General features: G+C 62.6%; 17 protein-coding genes. 4 read left to right on the forward strand and 13 right to left on the reverse strand.

Going from position 1 to position 17,729, the window contains the following annotated elements:
* Nucleotides 1-140: 140 nt before the first annotated feature.
* The 9 genes from hflC to AC07VU_RS08355 all read right to left on the reverse strand — a co-directional run bounded on the left by hflC (nucleotide 141) and on the right by AC07VU_RS08355 (nucleotide 9,571).
* Nucleotides 141-1,010 carry a protease modulator HflC gene (hflC, locus tag AC07VU_RS08315; RefSeq protein WP_007921367.1) on the reverse strand — a complete coding sequence of 290 codons (870 nt, stop codon included), beginning with the start codon at nucleotides 1,008-1,010 and terminating at the stop codon, nucleotides 141-143.
* On the reverse strand, nucleotides 1,010-2,179 hold the full coding sequence (gene hflK / locus AC07VU_RS08320; protein WP_025808075.1) for an FtsH protease activity modulator HflK: 1,170 nt from the start codon (nucleotides 2,177-2,179) through the stop codon (nucleotides 1,010-1,012). The genes hflC and hflK overlap by 1 nt, the downstream gene beginning before the upstream one ends.
* Before the next feature lie 96 nt (nucleotides 2,180-2,275).
* Nucleotides 2,276-3,577, reverse strand: a complete 1,302-nt coding sequence (hflX, locus tag AC07VU_RS08325) for a ribosome rescue GTPase HflX (protein ID WP_007921372.1) — start codon at nucleotides 3,575-3,577, stop codon at nucleotides 2,276-2,278.
* 12 nt (nucleotides 3,578-3,589) lie between these two features.
* Nucleotides 3,590-3,850 (reverse strand): RNA chaperone Hfq, encoded by a 261-nt coding sequence (hfq, locus tag AC07VU_RS08330; protein ID WP_007921378.1) that lies wholly within the window; start codon nucleotides 3,848-3,850, stop codon nucleotides 3,590-3,592.
* Nucleotides 3,851-3,943: 93 nt separating this feature from the next.
* A complete protein-coding gene (miaA, locus tag AC07VU_RS08335; RefSeq protein ID WP_495029720.1) occupies nucleotides 3,944-4,915 on the reverse strand; it encodes a tRNA (adenosine(37)-N6)-dimethylallyltransferase MiaA in 972 nt (323 codons plus the stop codon).
* Complete coding sequence (gene mutL, locus AC07VU_RS08340) at nucleotides 4,915-6,825, reverse strand: DNA mismatch repair endonuclease MutL (protein ID WP_007921383.1); 1,911 nt, start codon at nucleotides 6,823-6,825, stop codon at nucleotides 4,915-4,917. The genes miaA and mutL overlap by 1 nt, the downstream gene beginning before the upstream one ends.
* The gene (locus tag AC07VU_RS08345; protein ID WP_202949036.1) at nucleotides 6,822-8,249 is read right to left on the reverse strand and encodes an N-acetylmuramoyl-L-alanine amidase; all 1,428 of its coding nucleotides are present in this window, start codon (nucleotides 8,247-8,249) and stop codon (nucleotides 6,822-6,824) included. The genes mutL and AC07VU_RS08345 overlap by 4 nt, the downstream gene beginning before the upstream one ends.
* A gap of 3 nt (nucleotides 8,250-8,252) precedes the next feature.
* On the reverse strand, nucleotides 8,253-8,723 hold the full coding sequence (gene tsaE / locus AC07VU_RS08350) for a tRNA (adenosine(37)-N6)-threonylcarbamoyltransferase complex ATPase subunit type 1 TsaE (protein ID WP_009041903.1): 471 nt from the start codon (nucleotides 8,721-8,723) through the stop codon (nucleotides 8,253-8,255).
* Nucleotides 8,711-9,571 carry an NAD(P)H-hydrate dehydratase gene (locus AC07VU_RS08355; protein ID WP_495029721.1) on the reverse strand — a complete coding sequence of 287 codons (861 nt, stop codon included), beginning with the start codon at nucleotides 9,569-9,571 and terminating at the stop codon, nucleotides 8,711-8,713. Before AC07VU_RS08355 ends, tsaE begins: the two co-directional genes overlap by 13 nt.
* Before the next feature lie 63 nt (nucleotides 9,572-9,634).
* On the opposite strand from AC07VU_RS08355, the gene queG reads away from it, so the two are divergent.
* Entirely contained in the window at nucleotides 9,635-10,714 is a 1,080-nt protein-coding gene (queG, locus tag AC07VU_RS08360; protein WP_495029722.1) for a tRNA epoxyqueuosine(34) reductase QueG, read from the forward strand.
* On the opposite strand, the gene AC07VU_RS08365 is transcribed toward queG, so the two are convergent.
* Nucleotides 10,696-11,310: a trimeric intracellular cation channel family protein gene (locus AC07VU_RS08365; protein WP_169915460.1), complete on the reverse strand. Its 615-nt coding sequence runs from the start codon at nucleotides 11,308-11,310 to the stop codon at nucleotides 10,696-10,698. The genes queG and AC07VU_RS08365 overlap by 19 nt on opposite strands.
* A 183-nt stretch (nucleotides 11,311-11,493) precedes the next feature.
* Complete coding sequence (gene orn / locus AC07VU_RS08370) at nucleotides 11,494-12,036, reverse strand: oligoribonuclease (protein WP_101281718.1); 543 nt, start codon at nucleotides 12,034-12,036, stop codon at nucleotides 11,494-11,496.
* A gap of 107 nt (nucleotides 12,037-12,143) precedes the next feature.
* Here orn and rsgA point away from each other — a divergent pair, with 107 nt between their 5' ends.
* A complete protein-coding gene (gene rsgA, locus AC07VU_RS08375; protein ID WP_007921400.1) occupies nucleotides 12,144-13,175 on the forward strand; it encodes a small ribosomal subunit biogenesis GTPase RsgA in 1,032 nt (343 codons plus the stop codon).
* A gap of 86 nt (nucleotides 13,176-13,261) precedes the next feature.
* Here the strand turns inward: rsgA and motB are convergent, their stop codons facing one another.
* Both motB and motA read right to left on the reverse strand, forming a co-directional pair.
* Nucleotides 13,262-14,302 carry a flagellar motor protein MotB gene (gene motB, locus AC07VU_RS08380; protein ID WP_495029723.1) on the reverse strand — a complete coding sequence of 347 codons (1,041 nt, stop codon included), beginning with the start codon at nucleotides 14,300-14,302 and terminating at the stop codon, nucleotides 13,262-13,264.
* 3 nt (nucleotides 14,303-14,305) lie between these two features.
* Entirely contained in the window at nucleotides 14,306-15,157 is an 852-nt protein-coding gene (motA, locus tag AC07VU_RS08385; RefSeq protein WP_007921402.1) for a flagellar motor stator protein MotA, read from the reverse strand.
* Nucleotides 15,158-15,323: 166 nt separating this feature from the next.
* Here motA and AC07VU_RS08390 point away from each other — a divergent pair, with 166 nt between their 5' ends.
* Together AC07VU_RS08390 and rhdA are read left to right on the forward strand one after the other, a co-directional pair.
* The gene (locus AC07VU_RS08390) at nucleotides 15,324-16,862 is read left to right on the forward strand and encodes an HDOD domain-containing protein (protein WP_495029724.1); all 1,539 of its coding nucleotides are present in this window, start codon (nucleotides 15,324-15,326) and stop codon (nucleotides 16,860-16,862) included.
* Nucleotides 16,863-16,905: 43 nt separating this feature from the next.
* On the forward strand, nucleotides 16,906-17,721 hold the full coding sequence (rhdA, locus tag AC07VU_RS08395; RefSeq protein WP_274305357.1) for a thiosulfate sulfurtransferase: 816 nt from the start codon (nucleotides 16,906-16,908) through the stop codon (nucleotides 17,719-17,721).
* The last annotated feature ends 8 nt before the right edge of the window (nucleotides 17,722-17,729 follow it).

Genomic DNA, 17,729 nt, shown 5'->3' on the forward strand with positions numbered 1-17,729 from the left:
GCACCAACAACCACAATCAAACGTGCAGACGCAAAAAAGCCGGGAATTTCCCGGCTGCCGCATCATACACTCGTTTTCCCAAAGGATCACCCCGCCAGACACTTTAGCCGCCGGGCGGGGCGATTCAGGTCAACGTCGCATCAAGGCTTGGCCTTTTCCAGGTAACGGAAAAAGTCGCTGCTTGGGTCCAGGACCATGACGTCGGATTTGTTCGCGAAGCTTTCACGATAGGCACGCAGGCTACGGTAGAAACCGTAGAACTCCTGATCCTGACCGTAGGCCTTGGAGTAGATGGCTGCGGCCTGGGCGTCGCCATCACCGCGAATCTCTTCCGACTCACGATAGGCTTCGGCCAACAGTACGCGGCGCTGACGATCGGCGTCGGCACGAATACCTTCCGCCAGTTCGTTACCCTTGGCGCGATGCTCACGCGCTTCACGCTCACGTTCGGTGCTCATACGCTCGAAGACGCTGCGGTTCACCTCCTTCGGCAAGTCAATGGTCTTGACCCGGACATCGACCACTTCGATGCCCAGCTCTTTCTCGGCCATCTTGTTGAGCGAAGCCGTGATGTCCGCCATCAGCGCATCACGCTCACCGGAAACCACTTCGTGCAGGGTGCGCTTGCCGAACTGGTCACGCAGGCCCGACTCCAGACGACGGGAAAGACGCTCGTCGGCGATCTGCTTGAGGCCGGAAGTCGCGGTATAGAAACGCTCCGCATCCTTCACGCGCCATTTGGCATAGGCATCGACCATCACGGCTTTCTTTTCCAGCGTCAGGAAACGCTGGGTCGGTGCATCCAGGGTCATCAGGCGAGCGTCGAACTTACGCACCTGGTTCACATAGGGCACTTTCACATGCAGGCCCGGCTGAACGTCAGCCTGGACCACACGACCGAACTGCAGCAACACCGCGCGCTCGGTCTGAGCGACGATGTAGAAGCAGTTCCAGGCAGCGATCGCCACGACGACGCCAACGATAAGGGCGATCAGCGATTTATTGCTCATCAGCGACTCTCCCTGGTACGCGCTTGCTGTTGCTGCAGATCAGCTGCCGCACGCGCATTCGCTTCGTTGCTGCTGGCTGCTGCGCCGGTCACCGGAGCACTGGTGCTGCGGCCACTTTCGACCATTTTGTCCAGCGGCAGGTACAGCAGATTGCTCTGGCCGTTCTTGTTGCCGGTCACGAGAACCTTGCTGGTATTGCTGAAGACTTCCTGCATGGTGTCCAGGTACAGACGCTCACGGGTCACTTCAGGTGCCTTGCGGTATTCGGCCACCAGCTTGGTGAAGCGATCGGCCTCACCCTTGGCGCGGGAAACCACTTCGCCACGGTAACCGTTGGCATCCTCGATGATGCGCTGGGCCTGACCACGGGCTTCCGGCACGACACCGTTGGCGTAGGTTTCAGCCTGGTTGCGCGAACGCTGCTCGTCTTCACGGGCACGGATCACGTCATCGAAGGCTTCCTGCACTTCACGCGGTGCCGCTGCGCTCTGTACGTTCACCTGGGTAACGGTGATACCGGTGCGATAGGTATCGAGGAAGCGTTGCAGACGCTCCTTGATTTCGCTGGCCATCAATTCACGACCTTCGGTCAGCACCTGGTCCATCGCGGTGGAGCCCACTACGTGGCGCAGCGCACTGTCGGTGGCGTGCTGCAGGCTGATTTCCGGCTGATCGACGTTCAGCACGAAGTCCTGCAGGTTGCTGATCTTGTACTGCACGGTCAGCGGCACTTCGACGATATTCTCGTCTTCAGTCAGCATTTGACCCTGCTTGGTATAGGCACGCTCACGCGTGACGTTTTCCATGTACTTGCGATCGATCGGCGGGAAGTAGATGTTCAGGCCCGGGCCGACGGTTTCGTAGTACTTACCGAAGCGCAGCACCACGGCCTGCTCCTGCTCGTCCACGACATACACCGCGCTGTACAGCCACACGGCCGCCAGCACGGCCAGACCGATACCGAGCAGGCCGAGACCGCCGCCCTTACCGGAACTGCCACCATCGTCACCACGTTTCTTGCCACCACCGAACAACCCATTCAGGCTTTCCTGCAGCTTGCGGAAGGCCTCGTCGAGATCCGGTGGCCCCTTGCGGTCGCCATTGTTGCGGCGCTTACCACCCCAAGGATCCTGATTATTCGAGTTGCCACCCGGCTCATTCCAAGCCATAGCGCTCTCCATCTGATAAAGCAAAGACGCACCCACGGCGCGCCGACCAATGCTACAGAATGCCTGCTACAGCGGCACAACCGCTTTCTCAGGCTTTTATTGCAAAGTGTGTTGCTCGATGAACTCCAGCGGCTGCATGCCTTCGCGGCTTACCAGTCGATTCAGCTCGACTCGCGGCAAGCGGACAGCCAGCAGGCTGACACCTTCCTCGTCGTGATCTTCTTTCTGCACTGCGCCCAACTCGAAGAACTGCGCTCGCAGTCGAGCAAAACGCTGCGGCAAGCGCAAGGTGCCTACAAACAAATCCTCGCCGAGCAACTCGGCAATGGCCTGCTTGAGCAGGTCCAGCCCTTGCCCTTCACGAGCCGACAACCAGACCCGCTGCGGCTTGCCATCGGCATCGCGCTGGATCTGCGGGTCTACCCCCTCGAGCAAATCGAGTTTGTTATAGACCTCCAGTATCGGCAAGTCCTGGGCCCCGATCTCGCCGAGCACCACCATGACCTGTTCGATCTGGGCCATGCGCTCCGGCTCATGGGCATCGATCACATGCAGCAGCAGGTCGGAGTTGCTCGACTCTTCGAGCGTAGCCCGAAACGCCTCGACCAGTTTGTGCGGCAGATGACGAATGAACCCCACGGTATCGGCCAACACGACCGGACCAAGATCGTCCAGTTCGAGCCGGCGCAAGGTCGGATCGAGGGTAGCGAACAGTTGGTTGGCCGCAAACACATCGGACTCGGTCACGGAGTTGAACAAGGTGGACTTGCCGGCGTTGGTGTAGCCCACCAACGATACCGAAGGAATGTCGGCACGCTTGCGCCCGCGACGAGCCTGCTCACGCTGGCTGCGAACCTTCTCCAGCCGGGCCTTGATCTGCCGCAGGCGAACCCGCAGAAGACGCCGGTCGGTCTCGAGCTGGGTTTCACCCGGACCACGCAGGCCGATACCGCCCTTCTGCCGCTCAAGGTGAGTCCAGCCACGAACCAGACGGGTACTCATATATTCAAGCTGGGCCAGCTCTACCTGGAGCTTGCCTTCGTGAGTGCGGGCGCGCTGGGCGAAAATATCGAGAATCAGACCCGTGCGGTCAATCACGCGACACTCGAAAGCACGTTCGAGGTTACGTTCCTGACTGGGTGTGAGGATGTGATTGAAAATCACCAGGTCGACCTGTTCGGCTTTGACCAGGTCGCGTAATTCTTCGACCTTGCCGCTGCCAACCAGGTACTTGGCGGTTGGCCGATGACGCGGCACGTTAACAAACGCGACGGTCTCGGCGCCGGCCGATATTGCCAACTCCTGAAACTCCTGCGGATCTTCGCGCGCCTCAGGGTCCTGACCATCCAAGTGAACGAGAATTGCACGTTCACCACCACCGTGGCGCTCAAAGAACAAAGGAGACTCCTATCAGGCGTTACCTGGCTCAGCGTCACCCTGTTCGGATTCGGATGCGCTAGGCAGGCGAATTGGACGAACCGGCACCACTGTCGAGATAGCGTGCTTGTAAACCATTTGGCTGACGGTGTTCTTCAGCAGGATGACGAACTGGTCGAAAGACTCGATCGTACCTTGCAGCTTGATCCCGTTGACCAGATAGATGGAAACCCCAACTTTCTCTTTACGTAAAGTATTCAAGTAAGGGTCTTGTAGCGAATGCCCTTTTGACATGTGCCGCACTCCTTTAAGGATCAATAATAAAAAATCGGAAAACAGATGGCTAAAACCGCCCCACCCCCAAGGATAGACGGCAATTGCAAGGACTCAGCTCAATATGGAGACCGTTCCCAGGTATTTCAAGGCGCGTGGCAGATTGTCGCAATCCAGGCTGTCCAGCCAGTGTAAATCAGCCCAGCTGCGTAACCAGGTGAACTGGCGCTTCGCCAATTGGCGCGTGGCAATGATGCCGCGCTCCTGCATCTCGGCGAATGTCAGCTTGCCATCCAGATGATCCCAGACCTGTCGGTAGCCTACAGCACGTATAGACGGCAACCCGGCATGCAGGTCACTTCTAGAACGCAGAGCTACGACCTCGTCGACGAATCCCTGTTCCAACATAATTGTGAATCTTTGTGCAATACGCTCATGCAGTACCTGACGGTTTGCCGGGGCAATGGCCAAGTTCGCGACAGTATAGGGCAATTGTCCCCGTCCCGAAGCGGCTGCTTCAGTACTTTGCGCAGATTGTCGCAGTCTGTGGGCAGTCATGCTCAGGCCGCTGACCCGATAGACTTCCAGGGCCCGGGTCAGGCGCTGCGGATCATTGGGATGAATCCGCGCCGCCGATTCAGGGTCGATTATCGCCAATTGATCATGCAAAGCTTGCCAGCCAAGGCGTGCGGCCTCTTCTTCCAGCTCCGCACGAACCTGCGGGTCGGCCGGCGGCATGTCTGCCAGGCCTTCGAGCAAAGCCTTGTAATAAAGCATCGTGCCGCCCACCAGCAGCGGAATCTTGCCGCGCGCGGTGATATCGGCCATGGCGGCCAGCGCATCGGTGCGGAAATCCGCCGCCGAATAGCTCTCGGCCGGGTCGAGGATATCGATCAGACGGTGTGGAAACTCGGCCAGGATTTCCTTGGACGGCTTGGCGGAGCCTATGTCCATGCCACGGTAGACCAGCGCCGAATCGACGCTGATCAGTTCGCAAGGCAGAACCTTGGTGAGCTCGATGGCCAGGTCGGTCTTGCCAGCGGCAGTCGGGCCCATCAGGAAGATCGCTGGAGGAAGCTGGCTCATCAACGACCGCGCAAGAAGAGTTTGTCCAGATCATCCAGGCCCAACTGGGTCCAGGTCGGTCGGCCATGGTTGCATTGACCGCTGCGCTCGGTGTTTTCCATGTCGCGCAACAAGCCGTTCATTTCCGGCAGGGCCAGGCGGCGATTGGCACGGATCGCACCGTGGCAGGCCATGGTACCCAGCAACTCGTTGAGGTGCGCCTGGATACGGTCGCTGGTGCCGTACTCCATCAGGTCGGCCAGGACGTCATGCACCAGGCGGTTGGCTTCCGCCTGCTTGAGCAAGGCCGGAATCTGCCGGATCGCCAGCGATTCCGGGCCCAGGCGCTGCAACTCGAAGCCCAGGCGCTGGAACCAGCTGACATGCTCCTCGGCACAGTCGGCTTCGCGCTGGCTGACAGCGATCGATTCCGGCACCAGCAGCGGCTGGCCGCTCAGGCCTTCGCTGGCCATCGCCACCTTCAGGCGCTCGTACATGATCCGCTCGTGGGCCGCGTGCATGTCCACCAGCACCAGGCCCTGGGCGTTTTCCGCGAGGATATAGATGCCTTTGAGCTGCGCCAGCGCATAGCCCAGCGGCGGGATATCGCCCTGGGCATCCGGCAAGGACGCTGCACCGGATTCCGGCAGTGGCGCGAAGAACTCACGATAGGCGCTTTGCGCCTCGGCCGCCGGCAGCACTGGCTGCGGGCGCGGCGTGTACTGATACTGATAACCCGCGCCCGAGCCAGTCCCCGGCGGATTGAACGCCGGCTGGGCCTGCGGCTGCTCCAGCGTCATGTTTGCCGCCAGGCGCATTTCGCCCTGGGGACCGAACTCGCCGGCCTCGATCCCGCTCGGCCGCACAATGCCGGCGACCGCGGCCGGCGCCGCCAGATGGTCTTCCGGCCGGACATCGCCCAGGGCGCGGTGCAGGGTGCCATACAGGAAGTCGTGGACCATGCGTCCGTCGCGAAAGCGCACTTCGTGCTTGGTCGGGTGCACGTTGACGTCGACCACCGCCGGGTCGACTTCGAAGAACAGCACAAAGGTCGGATGCCGACCATTGAACAGCACGTCACGGTAAGCCTGGCGCACCGCGTGGGCCACCAGCTTGTCGCGCACCGCGCGACCGTTGACGTAGAAATACTGCAGATCCGCCTGGCTGCGGGAAAAGGTCGGCAGGCCTACCCAGCCCCACAGATGCAGGCCATTACGTTCGACCTCGATCGGCAGCGCCTGCTCGAGAAAGCCCGAACCGCACACCGCCGCTACCCGCCGTGCACGCGCCACATCGTCGTTGGCTTCATGCAGGCTGAGGACGCTTTTGCCGTTGTGGCGCAGGTGAAAGGCCACGTCGAAACGCGCCAGGGCCAGGCGCTTGATCACTTCCTGCAGGTGATCGAACTCGGTTTTCTCGGCCTTGAGAAACTTGCGCCGGGCCGGGGTGTTGAAGAACAGGTCGCGGACTTCCACCGAGGTACCGACCGGATGGGCCGCCGGCTGCACGCGCGGGGCCATGTCGCGGCCTTCCGTTTCCACCTGCCAGGCCTGGTCGGCGTCGCGGGTACGGGAAGTCAGGGTCAAGCGCGCGACCGAGCTGATGGAAGCCAGTGCCTCTCCACGGAAGCCCAGGCTCATGACCTGCTCCAGGTCCTCAAGGTTGCGAATCTTGCTGGTGGCGTGGCGCGCCAGGGCCAGCGGCAGATCGTCCGCGGAAATGCCGCTACCGTCGTCGCGTACCCGCAGCAGCTTGACACCCGCCTGCTCGACATCCACATCGATACGCTTGGCCCCGGAATCCAGGCTGTTCTCCAGCAATTCCTTGATCACCGAGGCCGGACGTTCGACCACCTCACCGGCGGCAATCTGGTTCGCCAGTCGCGGGCTGAGCAGCTCGATGCGCGCGCTGCTGATGACTGCGTCATTCATTCCTTGGCCGCCAGTTCTGTACCCGGGATGGTGAGGGTCTGACCGATTTTCAGCTCATCGCTGCTCAGGTTGTTGGCACTGCGCAGGGTGGCGGCGGAAACCTGATAACGCACGGCGATCATTGCCAGGGTTTCCCCCGGGCTCACGCGGTGGTCGCGAGGTCCCTGGGCAATCTTCCCGGAATCACGCAGCCAGGCGATGTAGGTGCCCGGCGGTGGATTCTGCTGGAAGAACTGCCGCACACCGCTGCTGATGGAGCGCGCCAATGCCTGCTGGTGGCTGACAGTGGCCAGCTTGGAGGCTTCGTTGGCATTGGAGATAAAGCCGGTTTCCACCAGGATCGACGGAATGTCCGGAGACTTGAGCACCATGAACCCGGCCTGTTCGACGCGCTGCTTGTGCAGCGGGGTGACCCGGCCGATGTTGCTGAGCACTTTCTGGCCGACGTTGAGGCTGGAAGTCAGCGAGGCCGTCATGGACAAGTCCAGCAGTACTCCGGCGAGCATCCGGTCCTTGTCATCGAGGCTGACGTTGCCGGCCCCGCCGATCAGGTCTGAACGGTTTTCGCTGTCCGCCAGCCAGCGGGCCGTCTCGGACGTGGCGCCACGGTCGGAGAGCGCGAACACCGAGGCCCCGAAGGCCGCGCGGGACGGTGCCGCGTCGGCGTGGATCGAGACGAACAGGTCGGCGCCTTTCTTGCGGGCGATCTCGGTGCGGCCGCGCAGCGGGATGAAGTAGTCGCCGGTACGGGTCAGCTCGGCGCGGAAGCCCTTGAGGCCGTTGATCTGGCGCTGCAGTTCGCGGGCGATGGCCAGCACCACGTCTTTCTCATGCTGGCCGCGCGAGCCGGAGGCACCCGGGTCCTCGCCACCGTGACCGGCATCGATGACCACGACGATATCGCGCTTGCCGGCCGGGGCCGGTGGCAGCTTGATCTCAGGCTTGGTCGGCGTTACCGGGACCGCCGGCACAGTCGCGACATTCGGCGCGGGCGGTGGTGTCGGCGCAGCATCGGCCGGGTTGTCGAACAGGTCGACCACCAGGCGATTGCCGTACTGGGCATTGGGCGTCAGGGTAAAACTCTTGGGGGTGACGGCCTTTTTCAGGTCGATGACCACCCGCAGGTCGGTAGGCGTGCGCTGGGCCGAACGCATGGCGGTAATCGGCGTATTCGCCGTGGAGACATTCAGCGGCCCACCGAGGGTCGCACCGTTGATATCGATCACCAGACGATCAGGGGCCGTCAGGGTGAAGACGCTGTGCTGGACCGGCCCGGACAGGTCAAATACCAGTCGAGTGTTATCCGGTGCCCGCCACAGGCGAACGCTGCGGACCTGTGTAGCGGCCAGAGCGTCGACGGCCAATGCCGTAAGCAACAGTCCTACGACAGCAACCAACGCGCGAATGCGCATACCTAACCCCATCAATTATTTGAATTCCAACGCCAAAGCGGCACACCAGGCCTCGCCACGCGAGCCTTGCGACAACAAATGCAGGGAACGCCCGCTGTTATGCGGACTAATGGTAATGGTCAGGTCCGGCTTTGGCAAAAAGCCCGCACCACGCTGGGGCCACTCGATCAGACACAGTGCATCGCCCTCGAGATAATCGCGGATGCCGAGAAACTCCAGCTCTTCCGGATCGACCAGGCGATAAAGATCGAAGTGGAAGGCCCGCACATCGCCGATCTCGTAGGGCTCGACCAGGGTAAAGGTCGGGCTTTTCACCGCGCCGGCATGTCCCAGGCCACGGATGAGCCCCCGGGACAATGTGGTTTTCCCCGCCCCGAGATCGCCTTCCAGAAAGATCACACCCACCCCTTGAGTGACCTGCGCCAGGCGCGCGCCAAAGGCGATCATGGCGTCTTCGTCTGCCAGATACAGGGTTATTTCAGACACGGTGATTGCTCCTCCAGCAACTGACGAATGACCGGGATCAGATCGCTGGCCGCCAGCCCCCGGCCCAATTTACCTTGATGCTCGCCCGCGACGGCATGCAGCCAGACCGCCAGGCAAGCGCTATCGAACGCCGGCATACCCTGGGCCAGCAGCGCCCCGACCAGACCGGCCAGTACATCCCCCAGCCCCGCCGTAGCCATGGCCGGATGCCCCCGGTCGCAACGGGCCAGGCGGCCATCAGGGCTGGCCACCAGACTTCCGGCGCCCTTCAGGATGGCGACAGCTGTGTATTTTTTGCTCAGCGCCCGCGCGGCGGCCGGGCGGTCCGCCTGCACCTGCGCGGTGGAAACCCCCAGCAGCCGTGCAGCCTCCCCCGGGTGCGGGGTGATCACGCTGCCCGACGGCAAGGTCAAACCGCCTTTGGCCAGCAGATTGAGCGCATCGGCATCCCAGACCTGGGGCCGCGGCGCATTGGCGGCGGCAGATAAAAGGCTGCGCCCCCAGGCCGCCTGCCCCAGCCCGGGTCCCGCCACGATGACCGACGCCTGCTCCAGCATGCCCATCAGCTGGTTGGCCGAGTCGGTGCCCAGGGCCATGACCTCCGGGACCCGCGCCAGAGCGGCCGCAACGTGCTCGCTGCGGGTCGCCAGAGAAACCATCCCGGCACCGCTGCGCAGGGCGCTCTCGGCGCAGAGCAGCGCCGCGCCGCCAAAACCGCGATCGCCGCCGATCAGCAACAGGTGCCCGAACTGGCCTTTATGGGCGCTTGGCGAACGGGCAGCCAGCCGCGGCAGCGTGTCGGCCGTCAACGGCTGAATGTCGGGTAAAGGGTGTTTTGTCTGCGGCATGCGTCTTCGGGCTCCGATGTCTGGCAGAATTATACGCACCTCAGCCCCGGTTTCTCTCGCCTCATGCCTGCCATTACCACCGATCTGCCCGCCCTCGCCCAATCGATCAAGGATTGGGGCCGCGAGCTGGGCTTTCAGCAAGTCGGCATCAGCGGCCTGGACCTGGCCGAGCATGAGCAGCACCTGGAACGCTGGCTCGAGGCCGGCTACCACGGCGAAATGGACTACATGGGCGCCCACGGCAGCAAACGCTCCCATCCGGATGAACTGGTGCCCGGCACCCTGCGCGTGGTGTCCCTGCGCATGGATTACTTGCCCGGCGACACCCAGATGGCGCAGCACCTGGCCCAGCCGGAAAAGGCCTATGTCTCGCGCTACGCCCTGGGCCGCGACTATCACAAGCTGATCCGCAAGCGCGTACAGCAACTGGCCGAGCGCATCCAGAAGGAAATCGGCCCGTTCGGCTATCGCGCCTTCGTCGACAGCGCCCCGGTGCTGGAAAAAGCCATCGCCGAACAAGCCGGGCTCGGCTGGATCGGCAAGAACACCCTGGTACTCAACCGCAAGGCCGGCAGCTATTTCTTCCTCAGCGAACTGTTCGTCGACCTGCCCTTGCCGGTGGACGAGCCACACGCCACCGAGCATTGCGGCCGCTGCACGGCATGCCTGGACATCTGCCCGACCAAGGCCTTCGTCGGCCCTTATGTACTGGACGCCCGGCGCTGCATTTCGTACCTGACCATCGAACTGAAAAACGCCATTCCCGAGGATCTGCGCCCGCTGATCGGCAACCGAGTGTTCGGCTGCGACGATTGCCAGATCGTCTGCCCGTGGAACCGCTTCGCCCGCCCTTCCGGCGAAGGCGACTTCAAGCCACGCCACAACCTCGACAATGCCGAGCTGGCCGAACTGTTCATGTGGGACGAGGACAAGTTTCTCAGCAGCACCGAAGGCTCGCCGCTGCGCCGCGCCGGCTATGAGCGCTGGCTGCGCAACCTGGCGGTGGGGCTGGGTAACGCACCGTCGAGCATTCCGGTGCTGGAAGCCCTGAAAGCCCGGCGGGATTACCCGTCAGAACTGGTGCGCGAACACGTGGAATGGGCGCTGAAGCAGCACGCCAGCCGTCATTGCTCGTCGTTGTAGACGAACTTGGGCATTTCCCAGTGGAAACGGATCGCCAGCAGGCGCAGTAGGAAACCGCCGAACAGGGTGATGAGGATCGACTGCTCGCCGGGCAATTGCAGATAGATGCAGAGCATGTAGCACCAGGCCGCGGCGAACGAGACGCTGGCATACAACTCACGCCGGAAGATCAGCGGAATATCGTTGCAGAAAATGTCCCGCAGGATGCCGCCGAACACCCCGGTAATCACCCCGCTGACCGAAGCCACCACCATGCCGTGGCCCATTTCCAGGGCGGTCATGCAACCGATCAGGGTGAACGCCACCAGCCCCACGGCGTCGAGCACCAGGAACAGCGAACGCAAGTGGCGCATCAAGGGCGCGATGAAGATCGTCACCAGGGCCGCAACCGAGGTCAACACCAGGTACTCCGGGTGCTTGACCCAGGTCAGCGGGTAATGCCCCAGCAGCACGTCACGCACCGAACCGCCACCCAGGGCCGTGACGCAGGCGATCAACACCACCCCGAACCAGTCCATGCCGCGACGACCGGCAGACAAGGCGCCAGTCATGGCTTCGGCGGTAATGGCAATCAGGTAAAGCATCAGCAGCATGATGGCGGTCCTTACAGGAAGGCGCGCAGTCTACTCAGTTGCTGCCGGCACCAAAAGGGGGCGCCGGCTGGAATTGCTGGAGAGCGCAACGCGCCTATCGCGGGCAAGCCTCGCGCCTACGGATCACGCGGACTTGTAGGAGCGAGGCTTGCCCGCGATGACGTCAGAACCGACGCCCCTGGATCATCAAAGCTTGATGAAGTGCTTGCGGTAATGCTGCAGCTCGGCGATCGACTCGCGGATGTCGTCCAGGGCCAGGTGGGTGCTGCCTTTCTTGAAGCTGTCGCGCACGTCCGGTGCCCAGCGGGCGGCCAGTTCCTTGAGTGTGGAAACATCAAGGTTGCGGTAGTGGAAGTAGCTTTCCAGCGCCTTCATATGGCGGTACAGGAAACGCCGGTCCTGGCAGATGCTGTTGCCACAGATCGGCGACTTGCCCTTGGGCACCCACTGCTCCAGGAAGGTGATGGTCTGCGCTTCCGCTTCAGCCATGCTGATGCGGCTTTCACGCACGCGCTGGGTCAGCCCCGAACCGCCATGCTGGCGGGTGTTCCACTCATCCATGCCGGCGAGAATTTCATCGCTCTGGTGGATGGCGATGACCGGACCTTCAGCCAAGGTATTGAGATTGCTATCGGTGACGATGGTCGCCATCTCGATGATGACGTCGGTATCAGGGTTCAGACCGGTCATTTCCAGATCGATCCAGATCAGATTCTGCGGGTTTTGCATGTGTGGGCTCCTCGGCGTAGTTGCGCAGTTTAGCCTAGAGGGACCTGCCGGCGTGCTAAACTCGCGGCCGTTTTACCTAACCGCCGCATTATCGACACGGAACACCAATGGCCAAACGCCAGCTCAATCGTCGCCAAAACTGGCGCATCGAAAAGATTCAAGGCGAACGCGCCGCCCGCGCCGCCAAACGTGAATCCTCTGCCGTGGAAGCACTGGAAGGCGGCGATCTCGGCCCCGAACAGACCGGCCTGGTGATCGCCCACTTCGGTGTGCAGGTCGAGGTCGAGGCGCGCGAGGGCGAACTGGCCGGCCAGGTGTTCCGCTGCCACTTGCGGGCCAACCTGCCGGCGCTGGTGACCGGCGATCAGGTGGTCTGGCGTCCGGGCAACCAGGGCATCGGTGTGATCGTCGCGCAACTGCCGCGCCACACCGAGCTGTGCCGTCCCGACAGCCGCGGCCAGCTCAAGCCGGTGGCCGCCAACGTCGACATGATCGTGATCGTCTTCGCCCCACTGCCCGAGCCCCATGCCAACCTGATCGACCGCTACCTGGTCGCCGCCGAACATGCCGGTATCCGTCCGCTGCTGCTGCTCAACAAGTTCGACCTGATCGACGAGCAGAATGCCCCCGCCCTGAACGCCTTGCTGGCGGTCTATCGGCAACTGGGCTACCCAGTGCTGGAAGTCTCGGCGCACCACGGCGACGGCATGGAACAGCTGCAAGCGCAGCTGGACGGACGGATCAGCGTGTTCGTCGGCCAGTCGGGCGTGGGCAAGTCGTCGCTGGTGAACAGCCTGCTGCCGGAAGTCGAAACCCGCGTCGGACCTTTGTCGGAGCTGTCCGGCCAGGGCACCCACACCACCACCACCGCGCGCCTGTTCCACTTCCCGGGCGGTGGCGAACTGATCGACTCCCCGGGGATTCGCGAATTCGGCCTGGGCCACGTCAGTCGCGCCGATGTCGAAGCAGGTTTCATCGAGTTCAACGACCTGCTGGGCACCTGCCGTTTCCGCGACTGCAAGCATGACCGCGAACCGGGCTGCGCCCTGCTCAAGGCCCTGGAAGACGGGCGGATCCAGCAGCAACGGATGAACAGCTATCGCTCGATCATCGCCAGCCTGCCGGACAGCAGCTATTAATAGGTAGCACCACGCTGAAACAAAAAAGGCCGCGATGATCGCGGCCTTTTTCATAGGCCCTCTTTTATAGGGCCTGTTGCCAGCGGTTACTGCGCGGCTGGAGGCGTAGCGGCGGGTGCAGCCGCGCCTTCGGCCTTCGGTGCTGCGTCTTCGAAGATATTCAATCGCTCGCGCAACTCATGGGCCGGCAAAGGCTCCTGCTCCGGCGGCAAGACGTTCGGGTCGACCGGCACTTCGCCCGGGGCGCCCTGGCCCTGGGTCGGTGCCGGGGCCTCGGGAGCGACTTCGCCTTCGATCGCGCGCTGGGCCTTTTTGGTCAGCACCACGATGTCGATACGCCGGTTGATCGGGTTGAACGGGTCCTTGCGATCGAACAGCGACGACGAGGCATACCCCACCACACGAGCCACCTGGCCGTCCGGATAGCTGCCCGCCACCAGCGCCCGACGCGCGGCGTTGGCACGGTTGGCCGAAAGCTCCCAGTTGCCGAAATCGCCAGTGCCCGCGTAAGGCTTGGCATCGGTGTGACCGCTGATGCTGATCTTGTTCGGCACCGCCTTGATGGTGTCGGCCATGGCCAGCAGGATGTCCTCGAAGTACGGCTTCAGGCGCGCACTGCCGGAGTCGAACATCGGCCGGTTTTCCGAATCGATGATCTGGATACGCAGGCCGTCCGGAGTGATCTCGAACAGGATCTGGTCCTTGAACTTCTGCAATTGCGGGTTTTCTTCGACCTTGTTCTGCAGCTCTTGAAGCAACAGTTCCAGACGCTCTCTTTCCACCTGCTCGGCCATGCTCTCGACCTGATCGGTGTCGACCGTGACCTTGTCCGGTTGCGGCTGCGACTTGATCTCGGGGTTGAGGGTGTTTTCCGGCGCCAGCTCGGGAGAACCGCCCAGGTCGATGATGTAGGGCGTACCGCTTTCCGAGAAGCCGATCGGGTCCTTGAAGTAACCGGCAATGGCGATCTTCTGTTCCGGGGTGGCAGTGGACAGCAGCCACAGCACCAGGAAGAACGCCATCATCGCAGTGGCGAAGTCGGCGAAGGCGATCTTCCATGCCCCGCCATGATGCCCGCCGGCAAAGCGCTTGACGCGCTTGATGATAATCGGCTGATTGTTTTCCATGGCTTAGCGACCGCGAACCGCTTGTTCCAGCTCGGCGAAGCTCGGACGGTGCGCCGGGTACAGGACCTTGCGCCCGAACTCCACGGCCAGCGAGGGCGGCATGCCGGAAGCCGAGGCCACCAGGGAGGCCTTGATGGCTTCATAGACGTTCAGCTCTTCCTTGGCGTCGTGCGCCAGGGAATGGGCCAGCGGGCCGAAGAAACCATAGGCCGCGAGAATACCGAAGAAGGTACCGACCAGCGCCGCACCTACGTGCAGGCCGATGGACTTCTGGTCGCCATCGCCCAGGGACGCCATGGTCACCACGATACCCAGTACCGCCGCGACGATACCGAAACCCGGCATGCCGTCGGCGATGCCGTTGACCGCATGGGATGGATGCTCGAGGTCTTCCTTGAGGCTGAACAGCTCCATGTCGAACAGGCCTTCCAGCTCGTGGGGAGCCATGTTGCCGGAGGACATGATGCGCAGGTAGTCACAGATGAACGCGGTCATGCGCTCGTCTTTGAGCACGGATGGATACTTGGCGAAAATCGGGCTGGCGGCGGCGTCTTCGATATCGCCCTCGATCGCCATCATGCCTTCGCGGCGGCTCTTGTTGAGGATCTCGTAGATCAGGCCCAGCACTTCCAGGTAGAAGGTCTGGGAAAAACGCGAACCGAACATCCCCAAGGACTTCTTGAGCACGTGCATGGTCATGTAGCCGGGGTTCGCCTGCAGGAACGCCCCCAGCGCGGCGCCGCCGATAATCAAGACCTCGAAAGGCTGGATCAGGGCGGCAATCTTGCCGTGAGAAAGCACGTATCCGCCGAGCACGCTCGCGAACACGACGATGATGCCGATAATTTTAGCCATAGGTAGGAAGGTACTTACTGAGTCGGGTTCAAGGTCATATTCGGAAGTTCTTAAAACTCTTCTTCTACTTATCGGCAAAACTGCGCCAGACTATAGGCCGTTAAGGCGAAAAGCCAGTTTGGCCCGCTCTGGGCGTGTTTACAGCAGACGATGATTGCGCCCAGCCATGTCTAATGAAACGACAGTCCCAACTACCGCCCCCCACTCCCTCGAATCCTGGATAAAGCTGCTTGACGCGGTCCGCCTGCCGGTGCCGCAGGCCAGCCATGACCGGGTCTGCAAAGCCATCAGGGACAATCGCAGCTCATTGCGCGACATTGCCGACCTGATGCAGGACAGCCCCGCGCTGGCCTTGAGCGTGATTCGCGAAGCCAATCGCCACACCCACGGCAGCATGAGCGAGCCGGCCGAGAACCTCGAGGTCGCCCTCAACCGCCTGGGCCTGGCGCGTACCGAAGAGTTGCTCGCCCGCCTGCCCGCCCAGCCCGAGCAGGAGATCCCGGTCGGGCTGCGCCAGTTGCAACTGATCAGCCAGCACGCGACCCAACAGGCCAACGGCTTTTTCGCCGGGCGCCTGGCCAGGCTCTGGCAGGACATTCACTGGGGCAGCCTGCTGTTTCTCTCGCCGCTGTGGCCCTTGGCGCTGGCCTATCCAAAACTGCTCGAAGAGTGGGAACTGCGTGTCGTCCATAAAGCCGAACCGGCCCAGGAGGTCGAGCTGGAACTGTTCGGCGTCGGCCTGCTTCAGTTGGGCCAGGCCCTGGTGGAGGTCTGGCACTTGCCGATCTGGGTACAGCAAGGCTACCGCCTGCTGATCGACGAGCAGGACCAATTGGTCAAGGCCCTGCACATCGCCCGGGACAATGCCCACCCGTTGCACCAGCGACAATGCCTGGATGCCGATCCGGCCCTGCAGCGCTGGCTGAACCAGCCGGCCAACAGCGTGCTGCTGGCCAACGCCCTGGCCCTGTCGGCGCAAGAGTCCTGGACCGGCCCGCACTGCATGCGCTGGCAATACCTGGCCAGCCTGTACCTGCAAATGCCGATGGACGAACTGCAACAACAGTTGCACCAGCAAGCCGCGCAGAGTGCCCGGCATCACCGCATGCCCGATCTGTGGCATCCGGCCGAGGCGCTGCTCTGGCCCTGGGAGGCCCGGCGCGTGCATCGCGGCGAGCTCCCAGTTCCCGCACCGACCGCAGAAGATCTGGCCAAGTGGCGCAAGCAATGCAGCGAATTGCTGGTGGAACCCAGCCGCTTCAGCAATGCCATGCACCTGACCACCTTTGCCCGCGACGCCCTGGTGGCGTGCGGCATGCGCCGGGTGATGCTGCTGATGGTCGACCGCACGCGGACCCAGTTGCGCGTGCATCAGATCGCCGGGCTGCCTGCGCCCGCCATGAACCTGGCATTGACGATCAACCAGAGCAGCGTATTGCAAAGGCTGCTGGACGCTCCGGCGCAAGTGCGCCTGACGCCGACCAACAACGCCCAGTTCTCCGCCCGTCTGCCCGCCAGCCTGCGCACGCTGTTTCGTGGCGAGCACCTGCTGATGCGCTCGGTGCCCAGCAATGGCCGGGTAATCATGCTGATCATCGCCGACCAGGGCGGCCAACCCTTCTCGGAAATCTCCGTACAGGCGTTTGGCAAGACCGCGCAGTGCATCGAAAAGGCCCTGCACAGCTTTACCAACCGCAGCCGCTGACGCTTGCGCTACAATCCCTCCCTTTGTGCCCTGGAGACCTCACATGCCTGACTTCACTGGCTTGCCGCTGGTGATCGAGCCGAGCGATCTGCTCCCTCGCCTGGACGCCCGCGAACTGATTCTGGTGGACCTGACCAGCGCCGCCCGCTATGCCGCGGGCCATATCCCCGGCGCGCACTTCGTCGATCCCAAGCGTACCCAGCTCGGTCAGGCACCGGCGCCAGGGCTGATGCCGCCACAGGCGGCCCTTGAAGCCCTGTTCGGCGAACTGGGGCATAACCCGGACGCGGTCTACGTGGTCTATGACGATGAAGGCGGCGGCTGGGCCGGGCGCTTCATCTGGCTGCTGGATGTCATCGGCCACTCCCGTTACCACTATCTGGACGGCGGGCTGCTGGCCTGGCTGGCAGACGGCCTGCCGGTCTCGAATGAAGTCCCGGCGGCCGTCGGCGGCCCTGTCGCCCTGACCCTGCACGACGAACCGACCGCCACCCGCGAATACTTGCAAAGCCGTCTTGGCGCGGCCGACCTGGCGATCTGGGATGCCCGCGGCCCCCTGGAGTACTCGGGGGAGAAAGTCCTCGCCGCCAAGGGTGGGCACATCCCCGGTGCGATCAACTTCGAGTGGACGGCGGGCATGGACCCGACGCGCAACCTGCGAATCCGCAGCGACATGCCGCAGATCCTCGAACAGCTCGGCATCAGCAAAGACAAAGAAGTGATCACCCACTGCCAGACTCACCATCGCTCTGGCTTCACCTATCTGGTGGCCAAGGCGCTCGGTTATCCGCGAGTCAAAGGCTATGCCGGTTCCTGGGGCGAATGGGGCAATCACCCTGACACGCCCGTAGAGATTTAAGGTTTTAA

Source organism: Pseudomonas sp. GW821-FHT02B10, assembly GCF_059421865.1.

Excerpts from the sequence above, each read along its gene's own strand:
- hflC (WP_007921367.1), bottom strand. The coding sequence starts at position 1,010 with ATGAGCAATAAATCGCTGATCGCCCTTATCGTTGGCGTCGTCGTGGCG.
- hflK (WP_025808075.1), bottom strand. The coding sequence starts at position 2,179 with ATGGCTTGGAATGAGCCGGGTGGCAACTCGAATAATCAGGATCCTTGG.
- hfq (WP_007921378.1), bottom strand. The coding sequence starts at position 3,850 with ATGTCAAAAGGGCATTCGCTACAAGACCCTTACTTGAATACTTTACGT.
- miaA (WP_495029720.1), bottom strand. The coding sequence starts at position 4,915 with ATGAGCCAGCTTCCTCCAGCGATCTTCCTGATGGGCCCGACTGCCGCT.
- mutL (WP_007921383.1), bottom strand. The coding sequence starts at position 6,825 with ATGAATGACGCAGTCATCAGCAGCGCGCGCATCGAGCTGCTCAGCCCG.
- AC07VU_RS08345 (WP_202949036.1), bottom strand. The coding sequence starts at position 8,249 with ATGGGGTTAGGTATGCGCATTCGCGCGTTGGTTGCTGTCGTAGGACTG.
- AC07VU_RS08355 (WP_495029721.1), bottom strand. The coding sequence starts at position 9,571 with ATGCCGCAGACAAAACACCCTTTACCCGACATTCAGCCGTTGACGGCC.
- queG (WP_495029722.1), top strand. The coding sequence starts at position 9,635 with ATGCCTGCCATTACCACCGATCTGCCCGCCCTCGCCCAATCGATCAAG.
- orn (WP_101281718.1), bottom strand. The coding sequence starts at position 12,036 with ATGCAAAACCCGCAGAATCTGATCTGGATCGATCTGGAAATGACCGGT.
- rsgA (WP_007921400.1), top strand. The coding sequence starts at position 12,144 with ATGGCCAAACGCCAGCTCAATCGTCGCCAAAACTGGCGCATCGAAAAG.
- motB (WP_495029723.1), bottom strand. The coding sequence starts at position 14,302 with ATGGAAAACAATCAGCCGATTATCATCAAGCGCGTCAAGCGCTTTGCC.
- motA (WP_007921402.1), bottom strand. The coding sequence starts at position 15,157 with ATGGCTAAAATTATCGGCATCATCGTCGTGTTCGCGAGCGTGCTCGGC.
- AC07VU_RS08390 (WP_495029724.1), top strand. The coding sequence starts at position 15,324 with ATGTCTAATGAAACGACAGTCCCAACTACCGCCCCCCACTCCCTCGAA.
- rhdA (WP_274305357.1), top strand. The coding sequence starts at position 16,906 with ATGCCTGACTTCACTGGCTTGCCGCTGGTGATCGAGCCGAGCGATCTG.